The sequence below is a fragment of the Streptomyces sp. NPDC090088 genome (genome assembly GCF_044747345.1).
Taxonomy (GTDB): Bacteria; Actinomycetota; Actinomycetes; order Streptomycetales; family Streptomycetaceae; genus Streptomyces.
Map to the genome: position 1 here is coordinate 92,915 of NZ_JBIVDZ010000002.1, position 21,070 is coordinate 113,984.

Genomic DNA, 21,070 nt, shown 5'->3' on the forward strand with positions numbered 1-21,070 from the left:
TACGACCGTCATCGCCGTCCCGGCCCGGTGCCAGGCGTGTCCGTCCCCGGACATGGCGTGCATGGTGTGCATCGCGTGCATGGTGTGGCCCGACGCGCCACCGCCACCGATACCACCACCGCCACCGGCACCCTCCGCGTACGACAGCGCCAGGTGCAGCAGGCCCTGCGTCCCGAGGGTGAAGACGACGGTGGCGACGGCGGCGTAGCGGCGCCGGGCCAGCGGCCACACCGCCGCGAACTGGACGGCCGTCGAGAGGACGACCAGCCGCCAGGGCACGGCCGTCCCGGCGACCGCGTGATGCCCGAACGTGGCGAGGACGGTCCCGAGCACGGCGAACAGACCGGCCCGCGCACACGTCCCCGCGTGGCCGGCCCGGCCTGCTGCGGCAGCGCTGCCGGGCCCGGTCGTCACCTCGTCGTATACGGCGGGACGAGTGAGAACGTTCAGCCGGACGGCCGGTCGGAAACGGGCTCGGCCGCCTCCCGGGCAACTCGCGTTTCCGCAGGCCAGGGCCGAGCTAACGGAGATGACAACGGTCACCGGTGCAGCCTTTGGCGTTCACCCCGGACATGCGTTTCACTGCGAGGCGGAACACCCGACGCGAGGGGCGAGGCGACCGCCATGGGCGATCACGATCACGGGCACGACCACGACCATGGCCATGGCCACGGGGAGGGCGGGCACGGCGGCCACGGCGGGCACGCCGGGCACTCCCACGGCGTCTCGGCGGACGCCGACCGCCGCTGGCTGGCCATCGCCCTCACCCTCATCACGGTGTTCATGGCGGCGGAGGTCGTCGTCGGTGTCATCGCCGGCTCCCTGGCCCTGATCTCCGACGCGGCGCACATGCTCACCGACGCCGCCTCGATCGTGCTCGCGCTCGTCGCGATGCGGCTGTCGGCCCGCCCCGCGCGCGGCGGCTTCACCTACGGCCTCAAGCGCGCCGAGATCCTCTCCGCGCAGGCCAACGGCCTCACCCTGCTGCTGCTCGGGACCTGGCTGGCGTACGAGGCGGTGCGCCGGCTGATCAGCCCGCCCGAGGTCGAGGGCGGCCTGATGCTGGCCACGGCGCTCACCGGGATCGTCGTCAACGTGGCCGCCACCTGGTGCATCTCCAAGGCGAACCGCGGCTCGCTGAACGTCGAGGGCGCCTACCAGCACATCCTCAACGACCTGTTCGCGTTCATCGGCACGGCGATCGCCGCGCTGATCGTCGTCCTCACGGGCTTCGACCGCGCCGACGCGATCGCCACGCTCGTCGTGGTCGTGCTGATGTTCAAGGCCGGCTACGGCCTGGTCCGGGACTCCGGGCGGATCTTCCTGGAAGCCGCCCCGGTCGGCTTCGATCCGGACTCGATCGGCGACGAACTGGCCGGCCGGCCCGCGGTCGTCGAGATCCACGACCTGCACCTGTGGACCATCACCTCCGGCGAACCCGCCCTCTCCGCCCACGTCCTGGTCGAACCCGGCGGTGACTGCCACGCCGTGCGCCGCGACCTCCAGCAGCTGCTGCGCGACCGGCACGCCATCACCCACGCCACCCTCCAGGTCGACCACCTCGGCGAGGACGGCGACGGCGAGGAACTGCTGCAGATCGCCACCCCCTCGACCGAACAGGCGGAACACTGCGACGACGCCCACGGCCCGGTCCACCGGCCCGGCCCGCACGAGCACTGACGAGAAGCGCCGCGGCCTCGCGAAGTCCAATCTGATTGACTCGGATGTTTATTGGAACGTACTTTCGCTGCCATGGCTCATGACGCTCACGACGAACCCACCCGTGCGGCACGCCTGCTGGACGCCCAGGCCAAGGCCGAGCGGCTGTTCGCGGAGATCGAGGCACGCGGCCTGGTCGCGCCCGGCGAGGGCGAGCGGGCGGTCAGCGACCGGGTGCGGGACCTGGCGAACGAACTCTTCGGCACCACCCGCCACTGGCACAAGCGGATCGTGCGCTCCGGCCCCCACACCCTGGCGCCCTACCGGGAGAACCCCCCGGACCGCCGCATCACCGCGGACGACATCGTCTTCGCCGACTTCGGGCCCATCTTCGAGGAGTACGAGGCCGACTTCGGCCGTACCTTCGTCCTCGGCGACGACCCCGACAAGCACCGGCTCCGCGCCGACCTGCCGAGGATCTTCGACGCCGGCAAGCGGTACTTCGCCGAGCACGGCGACATCACCGGGAAGCAGCTGTACACCGAGGTGGAACGGCTGGCCGCCGAGGCCGGCTGGGAACTGGGCGGCTGGCACGCCGGACACCTCGTCGGCGAGTTCCCGCACGAGACCATCGACGGCGCCGACACCGAGTCCTACATCACCCCCGCCAACGACACCCCTCTACGCCGCACCGACAAGACCGGCCGCACCTGCCACTGGATCCTCGAAATCCACCTCATCCACCGCCACCGCCAGTTCGGCGGCTTCCACGAGGAACTACTCACCCTCTGACACCGCGCGCCGCCCACGACAAGGGCGGGGTGTGAGCACCCCGCCCGAACAGAACGAAACCTCGGCTCACGGCCACACAAGGCAGTACGGCTGGTGTCCCGCCTCATGCAGCCGGTGTGAGAAGTCCTGCCACTCGTGCAGGAGTTGGTAGACGTTGAAGGCGTCTCTCGGGCCGCCGCGGTCCGGGACCGTGGACCAGATGAAGGCGGCCGCGCCGACGGCTTCCTCGCCTATGCCGCGGAGCGGGTCGACGACGGTCATGGGGAGCTTGACGACGGCGTAGTCCGGGTGCAGGACGACCAGTTCCAGGGGCGGCACCTTGTGCAGAGGTACGCCTTCGATGCCCGTCAGCACCATCGCGGCCATGGTCTCCGGCTTGATCTTGGTGAACATGCCGTTCATGCCGAGCTCGTCGCCGCCGAGTTCCTCGGGACGCATCGAGATCGGGACGCGGGCCGCGGTCGCGCCGTCCGGTGCGCCGAAGTATTTGTACGTCACCCCCACCCGACCACCATTCCTGCTCCCGCTCTCAGAACGGTCGATCCCGCGATCGATCCGCCGGCCCCTCTGGTCCCACTGATCGATACGTCGGTCGCGCCGCTCCGACTCACTCGGTGCGCCCTGTTCCTGGCGTGCTGCTTCCGCCGCTTCCTCCGCCTCGCGTCGGTGCCTTCCCCGATGGGCGCGTCGAGGACCCAGGTCATCGGTCCCCTCGCCCAGTCCGCCACCGCGATGCATATCTCCACCCGACTGCTTTTCTAGGACGCGTGGCCCCCGCCGCGCAACCCGATCATCGTGTCAGTGACCTCCCCCACGGCCGCCCGCCGAAACGTGCGTCGAAACATCAGTCCGCAGGATCTTTACAGCCTCCGGCCGCCTGCGTACCGGATGAGCTGCGTGTATCGGATCACAGTCTCGCAGATGCCCCGCCCGCCCACCGGAGACCGCCGTCCTCCGCTGCGAGAAGACCACCGTCCTCCGCCGCAGGGCCTGCCTTCCGGCTCACCCACAGACGCGGGGTGTGGCACGCCCTCCCCCAGAGGGGGTACCCCCAGCGGCGTTGTCGTCACTCGCCGACGTCCCCCAGCCTTCGGCCGGGAGGTGCCCCCACCGCGTCGACTCCCTCCTCCGCCTTGCAGCTGCACGCACCACACCCCGCTCACCGGCACCGATCAGGCACCGCAGCTTCCCTGTGAGTGATCCGGAAGGCAGGCCCTACCCTGAGGAGGTCACCCACCAACCGGAGTCCGAGAAGTCGGAGAAGCCGCACGTCATGAGTGCCCAGAGCGAAATGCCCTATCCCTACGACGCGCCCGTCTCACAGGCGCTCTTCGACCGTGCCTCCGTCGTCACGCCCGGTGGTGTGAACTCGCCGGTGCGTGCGTTCCGTGCCGTGGGCGGCACGCCTCGTTTCATGGTCTCCGGCAAGGGGGCCTACCTGACCGACGCGGACGGCCGGGAGTACGTCGACCTCGTGTGCTCGTGGGGGCCGATGATCCTGGGGCACTCGCACCCCGAGGTCATCGCCGCCGTGCAGGACGCCGTATCCCGCGGTACCTCCTTCGGTACCCCCGGTGAGGGCGAGGTCGCCCTCGCGGAGGAGATGGTCGCCCGGATCGAGCCGCTGGAGCAGGTGCGGCTGGTCAGCAGCGGCACGGAGGCGACGATGAGCGCGATCCGGCTCGCCCGGGGGTTCACCCGGCGCACCAAGGTGATCAAGTTCGCCGGCTGCTACCACGGGCACGTCGACAGCCTGCTGGCCGCCGCCGGGTCCGGCGTCGCCACCTTCGCGCTGCCCGACACGCCCGGTGTCACCGGCGCCCAGGCCGGGGACACGATCGTGCTGCCGTACAACGATCTCGAAGCCGTGCAGGAGGCCTTCCACCGGCACCCCGGCGAGATCGCGTGCGTGATCACCGAGGCCTCGCCGGGGAACATGGGCGTCGTGCCGCCCGCGCCCGGGTTCAACCAGGGGCTGAAGAACGCCTGCCGCGAGAACGGCGCGCTGTACATCTCCGACGAGGTCATGACCGGGTTCCGGACGAGCCGGGCCGGATGGTTCGGGATCGACGGCGTGGTGCCCGACCTGATGACCTTCGGGAAGGTGATGGGAGGCGGTTTCCCGGCCGCCGCGTTCGGCGGGCGGGAGGACGTCATGGCGCACCTCGCCCCGGCCGGTCCCGTCTACCAGGCCGGCACCCTCTCCGGGAACCCGGTCGCCACCGCCGCCGGACTCGCCCAGCTGCGGCTGCTCGACGACGCGGCGTACCAGAAGGTCGACGCGGTGTCGGCGCAGATCCGGGGACTCGTCGGCGAGGCGCTGAACAAGGAGGGCGTCGCGCACCAGGTGCAGACCGCCTCCAACATGTTCTCCGTCTTCTTCACCAACCGCCCGGTGCGGAACTACGAGGACGCGCGGGCCCAGGAGTCCTTCCGGTTCACCGCCTTCTTCCACTCCCTCCTCTCCGACGGCGTCTACCTGCCGCCGTCGTCCTTCGAGTCCTGGTTCGTGTCCACGGCCCACGACGAGCGGGCCATCCAGAAGATCGCCGACGCCCTCCCGGCGGCGGCCCGAGCGGCCGCGGAGGCCACGGCAGCATGAGCCAGCAGAGTGAGCAGAGCGGGCAGCGGGACATCACCGTCGTGCATGTGATGCGGCACGGGGAGGTCGCCAATCCGGAGGGCGTGCTGTACGGGAGACTTCCCGGCTACCACCTCTCCGAGCTCGGGCGGCAGATGGCCGACCGGGTCGCCGAGCACCTCGCCGGCCGGGACGTCACCCATGTCGTCGCCTCCCCGCTGGAGCGCGCGCAGGAGACCGCGACCCCGATCGCCAAGGCGCACGGGCTCGGCCTCGGCACCGACGACCGGCTCATCGAGGCGGAGAACATCTTCCAGGGCAAGACCTTCGGGGTCGGCGACGGGGCGCTGAAGAACCCCGGCAACTGGAAGTACCTCGTCAACCCGTTCCGGCCGTCCTGGGGCGAGCCGTACGTCGACCAGGTCGTCCGGATGCGGGGCGCCCTGGACGCGGCCAGGGACCAGGCGCGCGGTCACGAGGCCGTGCTGGTCAGCCACCAGCTGCCGATCTGGATCCTGCGGTCGTACGTCGAGAAGCGCCGGCTGTGGCACGACCCGCGCAAGCGGCAGTGCACCCTCGCCTCCCTGACGACGTTCACCTACGAGGGCGACAGGATCGTTTCCGTGGGGTACTCCGAGCCCGCCATCGACCTCGTCCCCGCCCATCTGCGGGCCGGCGCCAAGCCGGTGAAGGGGAAGGACAAGGCCTTCGGGGCGTGAGCCGACCGTGAGCCGACCGTGAGCCGGGGGGCGGGAGTGAGCCCACGGTGACGTACGGTACATAGCCGTACCTTCGTGATATTTGGCGTGAAATACAACAGACGCTGCGGAACCCGCTTGTTCGTCACGCCCTCTGACTGGGTGACCACCAGAGGACGTGACGAATCGGGGAAGCATGCGGACCATCACGCGAAGGGGAATGCTCGGCGTCGGCGCGGGTGCCACGGCCGGGCTCGCGCTCGGGCTCAGCGGTTGCGGCACCCTCACCCCGTCGGACGGGCCGACCCCCGCCGCCGGTTCCACCAAGAGGCCGTCGGGCAAGGCCTCCAGGAAGCCGAACGCCCGTCCCCTCGGTGACGGCTCCACCTCCGACACCGGCCGGCAGCCCCATCAGCCCGCCGCCCCCGAGCCGCTGGAGCCCGGGCAGACCCCGCCGCAGTTCGTGATCTTCTCCTGGGACGGCGCCGGCGAGGTCGGCACCGGCCTCTTCCCGCGCTTCCTCGACCTGGCGAAGGAGCACGGCGCGGCCATGACCTTCTTCCTCTCGGGGCTGTACCTCCTCCCCGAGTCGAAGAAGCGGCTCTACGACCCGCCGAACAACCCCCGCGGCGCCTCCGACATCGGCTACCTCACCGACGAGCACGTCAGGGCGACCCTCACCAACGTCCGCCGCGCCTGGCTCGAAGGGCACGAGATAGGCACCCACTTCAACGGGCACTTCTGCGGCGGCTACGGCACGGTCGGCAACTGGACGCCCAAGCAGTGGCGCAGCGAGATAGACCAGGCCAAGGCGTTCGTGAAGGGCTGGCGCACCAACACCGGCTGGACCGACCTGCCCGCCCTGCCCTTCGACTACGACAAGGAGCTGGTCGGCGGCCGTACGCCCTGCCTGCTCGGCCAGAACAACCTGCTGCCCACCGCCCGCGAGCTGGGCTGGCGCTACGACGCCTCCTCGCCGGGCGGCCGCCAGGTCTGGCCGACGAAGAAACTGGGCATCTGGGACCTGCCGTTGCAGCAGATACCGTTCCCGGGGCGCTCCTTCGAGGTCCTCTCCATGGACTACAACATGCTCGCCAACCAGTCGGTGAACTCGACGAAGGCCCCGGCCTACAACTACCCGGGCTGGCGGAAGCAGTCCGGGCAGGCGTACATAGCGGGATTCGAGCGGTCGTACACGACAAACCGGGCGCCGTTCTTCATAGGCAACCACTTCGAGCAGTGGAACGGCGGCATCTACATGGACGCCGTCGAGGAGGCCTTCAAGCACATCGCCCGGGAGAAGGAGAAGGGCGCCGACGTGCGCATGGTCTCCTTCCGGCAGTTCGTGGACTGGATGGACGTCCAGAGGCCGGAGGTGCTGGCGAAGCTGCGCACCCTGGATGTGGGGCAGCGGCCGGCGGGCGGCTGGAAGAGCTTCCTCAAGCAGGGGGCGGCCGCCTGAAGCGTCCGTGAGGGGGGTGCGCAAGATCCCCAGAACGGGCATGCGAAACTTTTCACATGAGTACCCGTAGCCGCGCCGTCCTGCTTGGCGCCATGGCCGCCGCGGCGGCCCTGACCCTGTCCGCGTGCGGCAACGGCGGCACCTCGGGCGGAGGCGGCGACACCAACTTCGTCACCGGCAAGGACGGCATCGACACGGTCGCCAAGGGCCACCGCGCGGCGGCCCCCGACCTGTCGGGCAAGACCATCGACGGCAAGACGCTGGACGTGGCGAGCTACAAGGGCAAGGTCGTCGTCATCAACGTGTGGGGCTCCTGGTGCAGCCCGTGCCGTGCCGAGGCGCCCTACTTCGCGTCCGTCTCCAAGGACTACGCGAGCAAGGGCGTCCAGTTCGTCGGCATCAACACCCGCGACACCAGCACCGGTTCCGCGGTCGCCTTCGAGAAGCAGAACGGCATCGAGTACCCGAGTCTGTACGACCCGACGGGCAAGCTGATGCTCCGCTTCAAGAAGGGCACGCTCAACCCGCAGGCCATCCCCTCCACCCTGGTCCTCGACCGGCAGGGCAACGTCGCCGCGCGCTCGCTGGCCGCGCTCAGCGAGGAGAACCTGCTGAAGATGATCAAGCCGGTCGTCGCGGAGAAGTGACGTGAGCACACTCGCCGCCGCCGTCGGCACCAACGGGACGGTCCTCAACGGCGCCCTGCTGGTCGCCCTGCCGATCGCGCTGCTGGGCGGACTCGTCTCCTTCTTCTCGCCCTGCGTGCTGCCCCTCGTCCCCGGTTACCTCTCGTACGTCACGGGTGTCGCCGGCACCGATCTCGCGGAGGCCCGGCGCGGCCGGATGGCCACGGGTGCCGCGCTCTTCGTGCTCGGTTTCACCGCGGTGTTCGTCTCCGGCGGCGCGCTGTTCGGCTACTTCGGCCAGACTCTGCAGGAACAGTCCGGCGTCCTCGGCAAGGTGCTCGGCGTTCTGATGATCGCCATGGGCGTGTTCTTCATGGGCCTGATGCCCTGGTTCACCCAGCGCGAGTTCCGCTTCCACAAGCGACCGGTGGCCGGCCTCATAGGGGCACCCGTGCTCGGCGCGCTCTTCGGGATCGGCTGGACGCCGTGCATCGGCCCGACGCTCGCCTCCGTGATCGCCCTGTCGTCGCAGCAGGGCAGCGCCGGCCGCGGTGCCATACTGACCGTCGCCTACTGCCTCGGCCTCGGCGTGCCCTTCGTGCTCACCGCGGTCGCCTTCCGCAAGGCGCTCGGCGCGTTCGGCTGGGTCAAGCGGCACTACGTCTGGGTGATGCGGATCGGCGGCACGATGATGATCGTGACCGGTGTGCTGCTGCTGACAGGCGCCTGGGACAGTCTCGTGCAGGACATGCAGTCCTGGTCCGCCGGCTTCACTGTGGGGATCTGATCGATGAGCAAGACCGAAACCGACAACGGCGAGCAGGACCAGCAGGACCTCGGAGCGGCCGGCTCCCAGCTCTCCACCGCCCCCGTCGAGGAGACGGTGATCGCCCCCGGTCTCGGGGTCGTCGGCTGGGCCCGCTGGTTCTGGCGGCAGCTGACCTCGATGCGGGTGGCGCTGCTGCTGCTCCTGCTGCTGTCGCTGGGCGCGATCCCCGGCTCGCTGATCCCGCAGAGCGGCGCCGACATCTCCAAGGTCGCCGACTTCCGCAAGTCCCACACGACGCTGGCGCCGATCTACGACAAGCTCGGCCTGTTCCACGTCTACAGCTCGGTGTGGTTCTCGGCGATCTACATTCTGCTGTTCGTCTCCCTCATCGGCTGCATCATCCCGCGCGCCTGGCAGTTCGTGGGCCAGCTGCGCGGCCGTCCGCCGGGCGCCCCCAAGCGGCTGGACCGGCTGCCCGCGTACACGACCTGGCGGACGGCGGCCGACCCGGAGGAGGTCCGCGAGGCAGCCCTGAAGCTGCTGAAGAAGCGGCACTTCCGCGCGCACCCCGTCGGCACCGCGGTCGCCGCCGAGAAGGGCTACGTCCGCGAGTTCGGCAACCTGGTCTTCCACATCGCGCTGATCGTGCTCCTTGTCGCCTTCGCCTCCGGCCAGATGTACAAGTCGGACGGCACCAAGCTGGTCGTAGAGGGCGACGGGTTCGCCAACTCGATCCTCCAGTACGACGACTTCAAGTCCGGCTCGATGTTCAGCACCGACGACCTGGTGCCGTTCAGCTTCGACCTGAAGAACTTCTCCGCGAGCTACCAGACCAGCGGCCCCAGCAAGGGCACCGCGGTCTCCTTCAAGGCGGACATCGACTACAGCGAAGGCGCCTACGGCAAGCCGAAGCGGACCACCATCAAGGTGAACGAGCCGCTGCGCATCGACGACGCCAAGGTCTACCTCGTCAGCCACGGCTACGCGCCCGTCATCACGGTCCGCGACGGCAAGGGCGACGTCGTCTACCACGACGCCGTGCCGCTGCTCCCGCTCGACGCCAACGTCACCTCCCAGGGCGTGGTGAAGGTGATGGACGGCTACAAGAACGCGAAGAACGTCAGCGAACAGCTCGGCATCTCGCTGTTCTTCCTGCCGACCTACGGCGGCGGCACCTCGGTGCTGTCCAGCTTCCCGGCGCTGAACAACCCGGTGCTGAACCTGACGCCGTACCACGGCGACCTCGGGGTCAACTCCGGCATCCCGCAGAGCGTGTACCAGCTGAACAAGTCCCACATGAAGGAGTTCAAGGACTCCAAGGGGGCGCAGCTCCGCGACAACCTCAAGCCCGGCCAGACCATGCAGCTGCCGAACGGCGCCGGCTCCGTGACGTTCGAGAAGGACGTCAAGGAATGGGCCGGCTTCGAGATCGTGCAGGAGCCCGGCAGCGGCTGGGCGCTGGCCGGCGCGATCGCCGCGATCTTCGGCCTGGCCGCCTCGCTGTTCATCCAGCGCCGCCGCGTGTGGGTGCGCGCGGTGCAGGGACCCGACGGCGTCACCGTCGTCGAGATGGCAGGCCTCGGCCGCAGCGAGTCCGCGAAGGTGCCCGAGGAACTGGGCGACCTCGCGGGCATCCTCTACGACCAGGCACCAGGGGCCCCCGACCCCGACACCGAAGACCCCGCAGAATCCCCCGACCCCGAAGTCGTACCTTCCGAAGGGGCTGAGAAGCGATGACTTCCGCCGCCGCAACGACCCTCGCCGCGACCAACGAACATCTGGCGAGCATGAGCAACACGCTCATCTACTCCTCGATGGCCGTCTACACGCTGGCCTTCTTCGCGTACATCTTCGAGTGGCTGCTCGGCAGCCGCAGCCGGGTGGCCCGCACGGCCAACGCGCTGACCGCCTCGGCGGAGACGAAGAAGGCGCCCGCCGTCACGGTCAAGAAGGCCGGCGGCACCGCCGTACTGGAACGCCCGCAGGTCGTCGTGCGGTCCGCCGCGGGTGCGCGGGACGTCCCGGACGGCCCCGGCGCCCACGGCGGCGACGAGCAGGGCGACCTCTACGGCCGGATCGCGATCTCCCTCACGGTCCTCGCCTTCCTCGTGGAGCTGGCGGGCGTGATCGCCCGCGCGGCCTCCGTGCAGCGGGCGCCGTGGGGCAACATGTACGAGTTCAACCTCACGTTCTCCACGGTCGCGGTCGGCGTCTACCTGACCCTGCTGGCCCTGAAGAAGAACATCCGCTGGCTCGGCCTCTTCCTGATCACCTCGGTCCTGCTGGACCTGGGTCTCGCGGTCACCGTCCTCTACACGGCGAGCGAGCCGCTGGTCCCGGCCCTGCACTCGTACTGGCTGTACATCCACGTCTCGACGGCGATCTTCTGCGGCGCGGTCTTCTACGTGGGCGCGATGGCCACGATCCTCTACCTCTTCAAGGACTCCTACGAGAGCAAGCTGGAGGCCGGCGGCAAGCCCGGCAGCTTCGCCACCTCGGTCCTGGAGCGCCTCCCCGCCTCCGCCTCCCTCGACAAGTTCGCCTACCGCGTCAACGCGGCGGTCTTCCCGCTGTGGACCTTCACGATCATCGCGGGCGCGATCTGGGCGGGCAGCGCCTGGGGCCGCTACTGGAACTGGGACCCCAAGGAGACCTGGTCCTTCATCACCTGGGTCGCCTACGCCTGCTACCTGCACGCCCGCGCCACCGCCGGCTGGAAGGGCCGCAAGGCCGCCTACCTCGCGATGATCGCCTTCGGCTGCTGGCTGTTCAACTACTACGGCGTCAACATCTTCGTCACCGGCAAGCACTCCTACGCGGGCGTCTGAGCCGACCTGGGGCGACACTGGTCCCATGGCCGTCCTTCAGCTGCTGATACGACTGCCGAGGCCGATGGACCAGGTCTGGCCGAGCCTCTCCACCCCGGAGGGCCTGGCCGCCTGGTTCACCCCGGCGGACGTCCTGCAACCGAGACTGGGCGGCACGGTCACCTTCGGCGACCTGGGCACGGGCACGGTCACCGCGTGGGACGTGGACCGCGTCGCCGAGTACACGGTCGACCCCGGCGGCAGAATCCGCTTCCACCTGGAACCGAACGGCGAGACCGGTAGCACCCTGCGCCTCACGCACGAGTCCGAAGGCGGGACGGAGTCGGCATGGCGAGCGCGCTTCGAACGTCTGATCGACTCCCTCGACTCTTGAGGCGCGCCGACTGAGGCGCCCCGTCAGGGGCGCGGGGCTGTACCAATGTGCGGCTCCGCCGCGTGGGCGCGACCAGCCCCCACCGAACCCGCACCTCACGACGGCGGCAAACACTCCGAACCCGGCGGCTTCCCCTCCGGCCACGCGATCGTCACGAACCGTGAGCCGCCCTCCGCCCGCAGCTCCACGATCGGCACCGCCTTGTCGTACGGGTTCCCGTGCGCGTCGAGACAGATCCACCCGCTCGCCCCGGCCACCCGCAGCGACCCCTTCACCTGCGGCCACTGCAGCCCCACGTCGGCCAGCGTCGGCACCCGCCGGCCCTCCGGAACCGCCTCCCGGATCCCGTGCACCGCGAGCCGCATCGCGTCGTAGGCGATGATCAGCTGCCCGTCCTCCAGGGCCACCGACCCGATCGGCCCCACCGGCGTCTTCCGGGCGTCCGCCAGCAGCCGGGTCAGGGTCGCCGCGTCCGCCGCCGAACCGCCCGTGCGGGGGCTGTCCTTGCCCCAGGCGTCGGGATGGGCGAGGGCGGTGTACCGCACGGCGAGGTTGTGCCGGAGCGCGTCGCGGTGCAGGTCCTTCTCGCCGGTGAGGTACGACCCCTCGTCGCCCGTCAGGACCGTGAACTTCCGGTCCTGGCAGCCCCGTACGCCCAGCGCGTTGATGAACTGCCGCAGTTGGGTGTGGCGGCCGGCGAACAGGATCGTGTCGGTGGACCGCGAGGTGTCGCAGACCAGGTTGGTGATCTGCCGGAAGGTGTTCGCGGTCGTCCCCTCCTGGCTGCGGTCGGCCGGCGGGGTGAACGGCTGCGGCTCGTACGGCGACCCCTTGATCAGGGCCGCGAACGAGGTCTGGAGGGTCCGGGTGTAGGGGTCGCCCGGCTTGTCGTAGACCAGCAGCGCCCGGCCCGCGGCGACCTTGGCGAAGGAGGCGAGCGCGCGGGCCTCGTCGGTGTTGGTCGGGGAGACCCGGGCCAGGCCGGGGTAGGGGTCCTTGCCGTGCTGGCCGTTGGCCAGGTCGTCGGCCGTGATCGACGAGCCCACCACCGGAATCCCGCGCCGGGTCAGCTCCTTGACGGCCTTCTTGTTGTTGTCGGTGCTCTGCCCGACGCCCGCCACCGCCCGCAGCCGGTCCGTGCCCCCGGTCATCGCCGCCAGCCGGTCCACCATCGGCCGCCAGTACTGGCTGGTGGAACCGGGGTTGGCCAGCACCAGCCGGATCGCCGGGGACTGGCCGTTGGACTCGTGGTTGGCCTGGTACTGGGCCACGTACGCGCCCTGGAGCTCGTGCTGGATGTCGGCGAGGCTCGCCGCCGCCGTCGCGGTGTACGGCAGCATCACCGCCACCGTCACATAACTCCCGGCCTTCAGTCGGGCGTTCTCGCGGGCGATCGCCCGTACGGTGTCCCGCAGCTGCGGGTGCCCGAAGTCGAACGCGGTCGTCGCCACGCCCACGCACTCCTCGCTGCCCGCGGGCCGCGCCACCCCCGGCGCGCAGGACCGGTCGTCGTGCACGGCCGCGCGCACCCCGACGACCGCTCCCGCGACCAGCCCCGCCGCCACCAGCAGGGCGAGATAGCGGCGCAGCGGGATCTCCCAGACGCCCTCACGCAACCACGTGCCCACGCCCCGCCCCGCCATCACGCCACCCCGCTCCGCTCGTCGTCGCCCTCGTCGTCCTCCGGTTCCGTCAGCGGCCGTCCCGCCAGCGCCGCCGCCGGCCAGTCCCGGGAGGCCCGCCACAGCAGGGCGTTGCCGGCCGGCCGCAGGTTGGACAGCTGCTCCAGTTCGAAGCGGAGCCGGTTGCCCACGTCCGGGTCGGGCAGCACCAGCGGATCGGTCAGATGCCACACGGCGTGCAGCAGCCGCCGGATGCGCAGGTGCAGGACGGCCTCCGCGTCCTCGGGCACCCGCTGGTGCGCGTCCGTGCGGCCGAGCGCCACCGCCGCCCGCCGGTCGCCGGGGCCGGTGAAGTCGCGGCCCTCGGCGTCATGGGCGTGGAAGTAGGGGGCCGAGGCGATGAAGCGCAGGGTGTGCAGCCAGGTGCGGGTGTCCAGGAGCGCGAAGCCGTCGCGGAGGTGGGCGACCGCGGGTTCGGTCCGGCCCAGCGCCAGCTGGTGGTGGAGCCGGAAGCGGGCGAGCCGGTCGGTGCCCAGGTGCTCCGCGTAGTGCGCGATCAGCGTCTCGTGGGCGGTGCGCCAGCCGCCGTGGTCGGCGTCCCGCAGGTGGAGCCGGAGCAGCAGCAGGGTCCGCACGAAGGGGTCGCCGACGAACTGGCCGGGGACCACCGGCAGTCCCTCCTGGGCCAGCCGGTTCTGCAGCGCCCGGACGTCCGCCGGGCCGAAGTCGTCCGGGAGCAGCGCGGCGGCCAGGGCGCACGCGGAGTCGTGGTCGTGGGCGGCGGCGAGGACGGTCAGTTCGCCTAGGCGGTCCTCGGGGACCAGCCGGTCCAGGAGCAGCCGGTAGGCGGGGGCGGCCGGGCCGTCCCCGGCGGGCCGTACCTCGGCCGTGAGCAGCTCGCCGAGCGTGCCCGCCCGGTCCGGGTGCTGGGCCGCCGACTCCGCGAGCAGCGCGATGCCCAGCGGGTTGCCGCCGGTCAGCCGGTGCACGGCGTGCGGGAGCTGGGGCGCGGCCGGGGTGGCGACCAGGTGCAGGGTGTCGTCGGGGGAGAGCGGCGGCAGGGCGACCAGGAGCGCCCGTGAGGAGGGGAGGGCCGCGTCCGGCGTCCACTCGCTGCGCCGGCTCACCTCGGCCAGCTCCCGCCGTACGCCGCCCCGCAGCAGCTCCCGGCCGTCGCCGCGCAGCCCGGCGACGAACGCCACCTGGTCGGCGACGCCGTCGGCGCGGTCCCGGAGCACGGCGTCGAGCAGGCCGGGGCCGGGCCCGGTCTGCGCGTTGTCGACTAGGACCAGCGGCCGGCCGAGGCGCTGCATCCGGGGCAGCACGCCCGCGTACGCCTCCGTCAGGTCGGCCAGCAGGGCCCGGACCAGATACCGCTCGGCGTGCTCGCGGGAGGTGCCGCCGGCCCGGAAGTGCCCGGAGAGCAGGATCAGCCCGCGCTGGGCGTGCCCGCCGGCGTTGGGGTAGGCGCGGTACCAGACGGACGCCTTCTGCTGCCGGCGGCTGGTGAAGCCCTCGGCGACCGACTCCAGGGTGGCCTCGATGGCCCCGGAGACCAGCGGCCCGGTGCCGGTCGCGGCGGCCACCACCTTCGCGGTCACCTTCCCGGCCCAGCGCCCGGCGAGCCCGCTGATCCACGAGCCGCTCTCGTTCAGCAGCAGGATCCGCTCCACCTCGCGCCGGATCCGCTCCGAGTCGGCGTCGCCCCAGCCGCCCGCGGCCACCGCGACCAGGCCCGACATGAGGCGGGGGAACGTGATCCGCCCGGCTCCGGTGACCGGCTCCGCCAGCTGCTCGGCGATCACCAGGAGCGCCTGCGCGACCGGCGACCAGGACTCGGCGGGCCGCTCGGCGGGCGGCCCCGCGAACTGCGGCTCCGCGCAGTCGGCCAGCGCGACCGGGGTGTGCCCCTTGTACGCGTCCCGCAACTCCCCGAGCACCGCGCTCTTGCCGAGTCCCCGGGCACCGGTCAGCACCACGAACGGCAGCTCACCGGGGTGTTCGAGAGGCAGGGCACGGTGCTGGTAGGGCCGTAACCCGACGATCCTCGGCACGAGCCCGGCCGGCTCGACGTCGAACAGCGCCCCACGACCGTGCAACCGTCTGTGCAAGGCAGTACCCCCGTCCCCCCTCAACACAAGTGTAAGAAGGGGGAGTTGCCTCGTACCAGATCGCCTGATGACTGTTGGGTCACGAATCCTGACGCTGTGAGATCAGCCGACGGTGATGGAGTCGAGCTTCCCCCGCAGATAGACGTGCGAGTCGACCGCCGGGTACGCCACCCGGCCGACCGGGGCCGGTACGGACTCGACCAGGGTGCCCGGGGTGCACTCGCCGAAGTAGACGAGGGACATCAGCTCCTCGGCGGGGGCGTCGGTGGGCGGCGGCAGCACCCGGTGCCGTCCGGAGCGCCACCGGTCGCCGGTCCAACGGGCCATCAGGTCACCGATGTTGATGGTGAAGGCGGCCGGGTCGAAGGGGGCGTCCTCCCAGCCGCCCTCGTCGGTGTACACCTGGAGTCCGCCCTTGCCGGCCTGCCGGTCCAGGATGGTCACCGTCCCGAAGTCGGTGTGCGGGCCGATCCGGAACTGGCCGGGCTCGGGCTCGCCGATGACGTCCGTCCCCGGGTACCAGTTGATGTTGAAGCCGTACGTCGGATGGTCCATGTGCCGGGAGAAGAAGTCGGGTTCGAGCCCGAGGGCGTACCCCAGCAGGGACAGCAGCTCCTTCTCCAGCGCGGCCATCCGCTCCAGGTACTCCTCGCAGAGCGTGCGCAGGGCGGGGATCTCGTCGGGCCACACGTTGGGGGCGTACCACTCCGCGTTGACCGCCGGGTCGTCGAAGGGCTCGTGGGTCGCGAAGGTCAGCGACTCCTTCAGGTCGGGCGGGGTCTCGGTGCCCTCCGAGTAGCCGTTGGCCTCGGCCTTCGGCCCCAGCCAGCCCCGGCCGCCGACCTTCACCTCGTACGCCTGCTTGACCCCGGCCGGCAGCGCGAAGAAGGCGCGCGCGGCCTCCCGTACGGAGTTCCGCAGCTCCGGGTCCACGCCGTGCCCGGTGACCAGCAGGAAGCCGGCGGTCTTCAGGGCCGCGTCGACGGTCCGGGCGATCTCCTGCCGGGCGGCCTCGTCGCCGTCGAGCCAGGGCCGCAGGTCGATGGTGGGGATACGGGGGCTGGAGCTTGTCGTGTCACTCATCGCCGATGTCCTCGTTCCACAGGGCCGGATTGTTGTCGATGAAGTCGCGCATCAGGCCGGTGCACTCCGGGTCGTCCAGCAGGACGATCTCCACACCGTGCTCGGCGAGCCAGTCGTGGCCGCCGTGGAAGGTGGCCGCCTCGCCGACCACGACCCGCGAGATGCCGAACTGGCGGACCAGACCGGAGCAGTACCAGCACGGCGACAGGGTGGTCACCATGGTGGTGCCCCGGTACGACCGCTGCCGGCCCGCCGCGCGGAAGGCGGACGTCTCCGCGTGCATCGAGGGGTCGCCGTCCTGCACCCGCCGGTTGTGCCCGCGGCCGAGCAGTGCGCCGTCGGCGCCGTAGAGCGCGGCGCCGATCGGGATGCCTCCCTCGGCGAGGCCGGCGCGGGCCTCGGCGACGGCGGTGGCGAGCCAGGCCCGGGCTTGTGACTGATCCATGTCTCCACTCTCCTGTGGCCGAAACACGAGGGCAACGTGCGGAAAGTACCCTCCGGGCAACCCGCGGCCGGACGAAATGTCAGGGCCCGTGCCCGTCCCCTGGAGGTCCCCGTGCCCGCACTCACCCTCCGCGAAGTCCTCTCCCTCGACCCGGTGCGGGCGGCCCGCCCCGAACTGCTCGCCGGGGAGGACGCCCTCGACCGGCCCGTGCGCTGGGTGCACTCCAGCGAGGTCTACGAGGGCGCCAACTTCCTCGACGGCGGCGAACTCCTGCTCACCAACGGCTTCGGGCTGACCGACGCGGGCGAGGAGGTACGGCGCCGCTATGTCCGCGAGCTGGCCGCGCGGGGTGCGGCCGGGCTCGCCGTGGAGGTCGGCCGCTCCCTTCCCGCGATGCCCACGGAGGTCACCGACGAGGCCCGCCGGCTCGGCCTGCCGCTGCTGGCCCTGCACCGGGTGGTGCCCTTCGTCCGGATCGCGGAGGCCGCGAACCGCGCGATCGTCGCCCGCGGGCTGTCCGGGCGGTCGGCGGTCCGGCCCTGGGGCGACGACCACACGGCGGCCCTGCTGGCCGACCTCGCCGACCGCGCCGCCCTCAACCAGCCCGAGGTGGAGGCCCGCGCCGCCCTCGCCGGCTTCCACCCGGGCCCCGGTTCCCGCCTGATCGGCGTCTCGGTCCACGGACCCCGCGAGACCGGAACCGTGGACCGCGCCGTCCGCCTCCTGAGCGGCGCGACGGCACTGCGCGCCGCGTTCCCCGGCGACGTCCTGGCCCTGATCGCCCTGCCGGGCGCGTACCGCGGGCGCGCAGGTGCCGGGCGGAGCGGCAGGGGTGCGGTGCCCGGTGGGGGGCTCGGTGCCGGTGATCCGGTCCGGGCCGTGCAGGAGGCGTTCCGTACGGCCGCCGGTCCCGGGCTCACCGTGGCCGTGGGGCACGCTGTCGAGGCCGACGGCGGCTGGCTGCACTGGAGCGAGACGCTGCGCGCGGCCCGTACCACCCTGGAGCTGGCCCTGACCGTGCCGTCCGCCGAACCCGCCGTACCCGAGGGCCCGTTGGTGACCTCCGCGCGCGCCCTCGCCCTGGAACGCGAGCTGACCCGGGGCGGCACCGCCGCCAACCGCGACCGCCTCGCCGCCCTCGTCCGGCACACCCTCGGCCCGCTGCTGGCCTGGGAGGCGGCCCACGCCAGCGACCTGGTCCGCACCCTGGAGGTGCACCTGCGGCACGGCTGTTCCCCGACCCGCACGGCCGCCCTCCTCCACATCGGCCGCCAGTCCCTCTACCAGCGCCTGGAGCGCATCGAGTCCCTCCTCGGCCTGGAGATCGACGACCCGGACCTGCTGGGCGAGCTGCTGACGGCGGCCTGCGCACACCGGGTGGTGCGGGGTGTGAGTACGACGGCGGCGGCGGGCCGGCTGCGCACGGTCGCCTGACGGAACCCCGTCACCGCGCCCGGCGCGCGGCGACGGTCATGCCGAGGCCCCCTCCGCCCGGGACCGCAGGGCGCGGCGGAGCACGCCCAGCACCGTGTAGTAGTGCGTCGGCGTCACCCGGGTGAGCGCGTCGAACAGGTAGGCGTCGGGGCCGACGAGGATGCGGGCCCGGCCCTGCTCCACCCCGCGGCAGATGATCTCGGCCGCCTTGGCCGGGCTGGTCAGGGTCATGGCCTCGAACTCGGCGGCCAGCTGCGCGTGGGTACGGCCGCGTCCCTCGGGGTCCTCGCGGACGCGGGCGTTGCGGGCGATGTTCGTGGTGATGCCGCCGGGGTGCACGGTCACCGCGGAGACCCCGGTGCCGCGCAGCTCCTGCCGCAGCGCGTCGGTGAACCCGCGCACGGCGAACTTCGCGGCGCAGTAGGCGCTCTGGTACGGCATGCCGGCCAGCCCGTACACGCTGGACGTGTTGACGATCACGCCCTGGCCCTGTTCCACCAGGAGGGGCAGGAACGCCCTGGTGCCGTTGACGACCCCGTCGAAGTCGATGGCGCGCAGCCATTCGTCGTCCTCGGGTACGGCGTCCAGCACCGAGGACGTGACGGCGACGCCCGCGTTGTTGAACACCGCGCCGAGCGGTGCGGTCAGCCAGTCGCGGACCTCGGCGGCGAACGCGTGCTGGTCGGCGGCGTCCCGCACGTCCAGCACCCGGGTGAGCACCGGGCCGGACAGCGTGGCGGCGGTCGCCTCCAGCCCGGCCGCGTCGATGTCGGCGACGGCCACCGGCGATCCGGTGCGGGAGAGGAGCTGGGCCAGGGCGCGGCCGATGCCGGAGGCGGCACCGGTGATCATCGCGGGACGGCCCGCGATCGGCCTACGGGTTCGGGGCATCGATGCTCCTCGGGTGGACGGATCCGCGTCATCGGGTCCATCGTCGGGAACTCCTGCCCCGACGGCCAGGTGGCCGTCCGGGCAGACGGGCCCGCGGTCGGGGTCCTCACCCGTTCGGGGCCGTCCCGCGCGGCAGCCGAGCGCATCCGGGTGCGCCGGGCTTCCGCCGCGCACACGCTGAAGGTGTGGGCCACGGGAGCAGTGGTGAGGCGATGATCGTGACGGTGGTGTCGGTGCCGGACGGGGGCACCGCGCGGATCTCCGTGGCGGAGGCGCGGCAGCGGCTCGCCACCGACCGGTTCCTGCTCCTCGACGTCGAACTGCCCGACGAGGAGGGCCCGGCGGCGGCGGACGAGCCGGTGGCCCGCCGGCTCGGGCTGGAGGACGAGGACCTCGGGTGGTTCGGCAGCCGGGACGAGTCCGCGCGGGCCGAGTTCCTGGGCGGGGCCGCCGGGTTCGTCGTGCCGGTCGTCCACGACGGCGACATCGTCCAGGTGCACGCCCTGGCCTCGGAGCGCTTCCTGGTGGTCGTGCACTGGGGCCGCCGGGCCGGACTGGCGGCGGCCATCACGGCGCAGCTGCGGCGCGAGCGGCCCCCCGACGCCGTCGCCTCGCTGTTCCTGCTGCTCCAGGAGTCGCTGGTGACGTTCCGCCGGGCCGCGGTGCGGGCGGTGCTGCGGGTGGAGGAGCTGGAGGACGACATGTTCGAGGGGCGGCGGCCCGAGCAGATCTACCTGCTGTCCCAGCAGCGCCGCTGGTCCGCCCGGCTGCACCACGCGCTGCTGCCCTACCTGCAGGCGGTCGAGGAGGTGATCACCCGCAGGATGATGAGCTCGGACTTCCCGGTGGAACGGCAACGCCTCGCCCTGGAGTTCCAGCGCACCGCCCGCCTGGTGCTCGCCGACATCGAGTCCCTCCAGGACGCCGCCCGCCGGGCCTTCGCCAGTTACGGCTCCCTGGTCGCGGGCGAACAGAACGGCGTGATCAACCGGCTGGCGATCGTGTCGGTGATCTTCCTGCCGCTGTCGTTCCTGACCGGGTTCTTCGGCATGAACTTCGAGTTCCTGACGAACCGGCTGGAGACCCGGGACGAGTTCTGGCTGCTCGCCGTGGGTCTCCAGCTGGTCGCCGTGCTCGGCTCGCTGGTCCTGCTGCACCGCAGCCGCATCTGGCGCCGGCTGCGCGACGACGACTAGGTCACCCGAGTGGTGTATTCGATCCGTTACGCAGAGCGACAGGGGTGGCAGGCTGATGGCGCCGACCGACTTCGAAGGAGCTGCGCCATGGCCATGTACCCGACGGACCGCAAGTACACCCAGAACCACGAATGGATCCAGGTCGACGGCGGTACCGCCACCGTCGGGATCACCGAGTTCGCCCAGAAGCAGCTCGGGGACATGGTGTTCGTGGACGTGCCGACCGTGGGCCAGAAGGTCGAGACGGGCGAACCTTTCGGCACCGTGGAGTCTGTGAAGGTGGCGAGCGAGCTCTTCATGCCGGTGGGCGGCAAGGTGACCGAGAGGAACGAGGAGCTGATCGACGAGCCCGAGCTGCTCAACTCCGAGCCGCACGAGGTGTGGGTGATCAAGGTCCAGGTCTCCGACAAGGAGGCGATCAAGGGTCTGCTGAGCGCCGAGCAGTACGAGAAGTACCTCAAGTCGGAGGCCGAGTAGGGCTCCCGGTCAGCCGGTCCGGG

The 21,070-nt window shown here is 71.4% G+C and carries 19 protein-coding genes; 13 read left to right on the top strand and 6 right to left on the bottom strand.

The window, feature by feature from the left end:
* Positions 1-624 precede the first annotated feature (624 nt).
* Together ACIPSJ_RS09015 and ACIPSJ_RS09020 are read left to right on the top strand one after the other, a co-directional pair.
* A complete protein-coding gene (locus ACIPSJ_RS09015) occupies positions 625-1,680 on the top strand; it encodes a cation diffusion facilitator family transporter (protein WP_401344722.1) in 1,056 nt (351 codons plus the stop codon).
* A 72-nt stretch (positions 1,681-1,752) separates the two neighbouring features.
* The gene (locus ACIPSJ_RS09020; RefSeq protein WP_401344724.1) at positions 1,753-2,451 is read left to right on the top strand and encodes a M24 family metallopeptidase; all 699 of its coding nucleotides are present in this window, start codon (positions 1,753-1,755) and stop codon (positions 2,449-2,451) included.
* A gap of 66 nt (positions 2,452-2,517) precedes the next feature.
* Here the strand turns inward: ACIPSJ_RS09020 and ACIPSJ_RS09025 are convergent, their stop codons facing one another.
* Positions 2,518-3,189 carry a hypothetical protein gene (locus ACIPSJ_RS09025; RefSeq protein WP_365692680.1) on the bottom strand — a complete coding sequence of 224 codons (672 nt, stop codon included), beginning with the start codon at positions 3,187-3,189 and terminating at the stop codon, positions 2,518-2,520.
* A gap of 535 nt (positions 3,190-3,724) precedes the next feature.
* Between ACIPSJ_RS09025 and hemL the strand changes: the two genes are divergently transcribed.
* The 8 genes from hemL (at position 3,725) to ACIPSJ_RS09065 (ending at position 11,788) form a co-directional block, all read left to right on the top strand.
* Positions 3,725-5,053 (top strand): glutamate-1-semialdehyde 2,1-aminomutase, encoded by a 1,329-nt coding sequence (gene hemL / locus ACIPSJ_RS09030; protein ID WP_401344727.1) that lies wholly within the window; start codon positions 3,725-3,727, stop codon positions 5,051-5,053.
* The gene (locus ACIPSJ_RS09035; protein WP_355709825.1) at positions 5,050-5,751 is read left to right on the top strand and encodes a histidine phosphatase family protein; all 702 of its coding nucleotides are present in this window, start codon (positions 5,050-5,052) and stop codon (positions 5,749-5,751) included. The genes hemL and ACIPSJ_RS09035 overlap by 4 nt, the downstream gene beginning before the upstream one ends.
* 175 nt (positions 5,752-5,926) lie before the next feature.
* On the top strand, positions 5,927-7,192 hold the full coding sequence (locus tag ACIPSJ_RS09040; RefSeq protein ID WP_401344729.1) for a hypothetical protein: 1,266 nt from the start codon (positions 5,927-5,929) through the stop codon (positions 7,190-7,192).
* Between the two features lie 56 nt (positions 7,193-7,248).
* Complete coding sequence (locus ACIPSJ_RS09045; RefSeq protein WP_359210058.1) at positions 7,249-7,839, top strand: TlpA disulfide reductase family protein; 591 nt, start codon at positions 7,249-7,251, stop codon at positions 7,837-7,839.
* 1 nt (position 7,840) lies between these two features.
* The gene (locus tag ACIPSJ_RS09050) at positions 7,841-8,605 is read left to right on the top strand and encodes a cytochrome c biogenesis protein CcdA (RefSeq protein ID WP_355709820.1); all 765 of its coding nucleotides are present in this window, start codon (positions 7,841-7,843) and stop codon (positions 8,603-8,605) included.
* 3 nt (positions 8,606-8,608) lie between these two features.
* Positions 8,609-10,324 carry a cytochrome c biogenesis protein ResB gene (locus ACIPSJ_RS09055; RefSeq protein WP_401344732.1) on the top strand — a complete coding sequence of 572 codons (1,716 nt, stop codon included), beginning with the start codon at positions 8,609-8,611 and terminating at the stop codon, positions 10,322-10,324.
* Entirely contained in the window at positions 10,321-11,415 is a 1,095-nt protein-coding gene (ccsB, locus tag ACIPSJ_RS09060) for a c-type cytochrome biogenesis protein CcsB (protein WP_359210064.1), read from the top strand. Before ACIPSJ_RS09055 ends, ccsB begins: the two co-directional genes overlap by 4 nt.
* A gap of 25 nt (positions 11,416-11,440) precedes the next feature.
* Positions 11,441-11,788 carry an SRPBCC family protein gene (locus tag ACIPSJ_RS09065; protein WP_365692666.1) on the top strand — a complete coding sequence of 116 codons (348 nt, stop codon included), beginning with the start codon at positions 11,441-11,443 and terminating at the stop codon, positions 11,786-11,788.
* Positions 11,789-11,883: 95 nt separating this feature from the next.
* On the opposite strand, the gene ACIPSJ_RS09070 is transcribed toward ACIPSJ_RS09065, so the two are convergent.
* The 4 genes from ACIPSJ_RS09070 to ACIPSJ_RS09085 form a co-directional block, all read right to left on the bottom strand.
* Entirely contained in the window at positions 11,884-13,431 is a 1,548-nt protein-coding gene (locus ACIPSJ_RS09070; protein ID WP_401344735.1) for a hypothetical protein, read from the bottom strand.
* The gene (locus tag ACIPSJ_RS09075; RefSeq protein ID WP_401344736.1) at positions 13,431-15,521 is read right to left on the bottom strand and encodes a hypothetical protein; all 2,091 of its coding nucleotides are present in this window, start codon (positions 15,519-15,521) and stop codon (positions 13,431-13,433) included. Before ACIPSJ_RS09075 ends, ACIPSJ_RS09070 begins: the two co-directional genes overlap by 1 nt.
* A gap of 102 nt (positions 15,522-15,623) precedes the next feature.
* Complete coding sequence (locus tag ACIPSJ_RS09080) at positions 15,624-16,604, bottom strand: isopenicillin N synthase family dioxygenase (RefSeq protein WP_393538325.1); 981 nt, start codon at positions 16,602-16,604, stop codon at positions 15,624-15,626.
* Positions 16,597-17,049: a nucleoside deaminase gene (locus ACIPSJ_RS09085; protein ID WP_355709806.1), complete on the bottom strand. Its 453-nt coding sequence runs from the start codon at positions 17,047-17,049 to the stop codon at positions 16,597-16,599. Before ACIPSJ_RS09085 ends, ACIPSJ_RS09080 begins: the two co-directional genes overlap by 8 nt.
* 111 nt (positions 17,050-17,160) lie before the next feature.
* Here ACIPSJ_RS09085 and ACIPSJ_RS09090 point away from each other — a divergent pair, with 111 nt between their 5' ends.
* The gene (locus tag ACIPSJ_RS09090; RefSeq protein ID WP_401344739.1) at positions 17,161-18,483 is read left to right on the top strand and encodes a PucR family transcriptional regulator; all 1,323 of its coding nucleotides are present in this window, start codon (positions 17,161-17,163) and stop codon (positions 18,481-18,483) included.
* 36 nt (positions 18,484-18,519) lie between these two features.
* Here the strand turns inward: ACIPSJ_RS09090 and ACIPSJ_RS09095 are convergent, their stop codons facing one another.
* A complete protein-coding gene (locus ACIPSJ_RS09095; protein ID WP_401344740.1) occupies positions 18,520-19,374 on the bottom strand; it encodes an SDR family NAD(P)-dependent oxidoreductase in 855 nt (284 codons plus the stop codon).
* 212 nt (positions 19,375-19,586) lie between these two features.
* Here ACIPSJ_RS09095 and ACIPSJ_RS09100 point away from each other — a divergent pair, with 212 nt between their 5' ends.
* Together ACIPSJ_RS09100 and gcvH are read left to right on the top strand one after the other, a co-directional pair.
* A complete protein-coding gene (locus ACIPSJ_RS09100) occupies positions 19,587-20,570 on the top strand; it encodes a CorA family divalent cation transporter (RefSeq protein WP_401344742.1) in 984 nt (327 codons plus the stop codon).
* 87 nt (positions 20,571-20,657) lie between these two features.
* Positions 20,658-21,047, top strand: a complete 390-nt coding sequence (gcvH, locus tag ACIPSJ_RS09105) for a glycine cleavage system protein GcvH (RefSeq protein WP_401344744.1) — start codon at positions 20,658-20,660, stop codon at positions 21,045-21,047.
* Positions 21,048-21,070 lie beyond the last annotated feature (23 nt).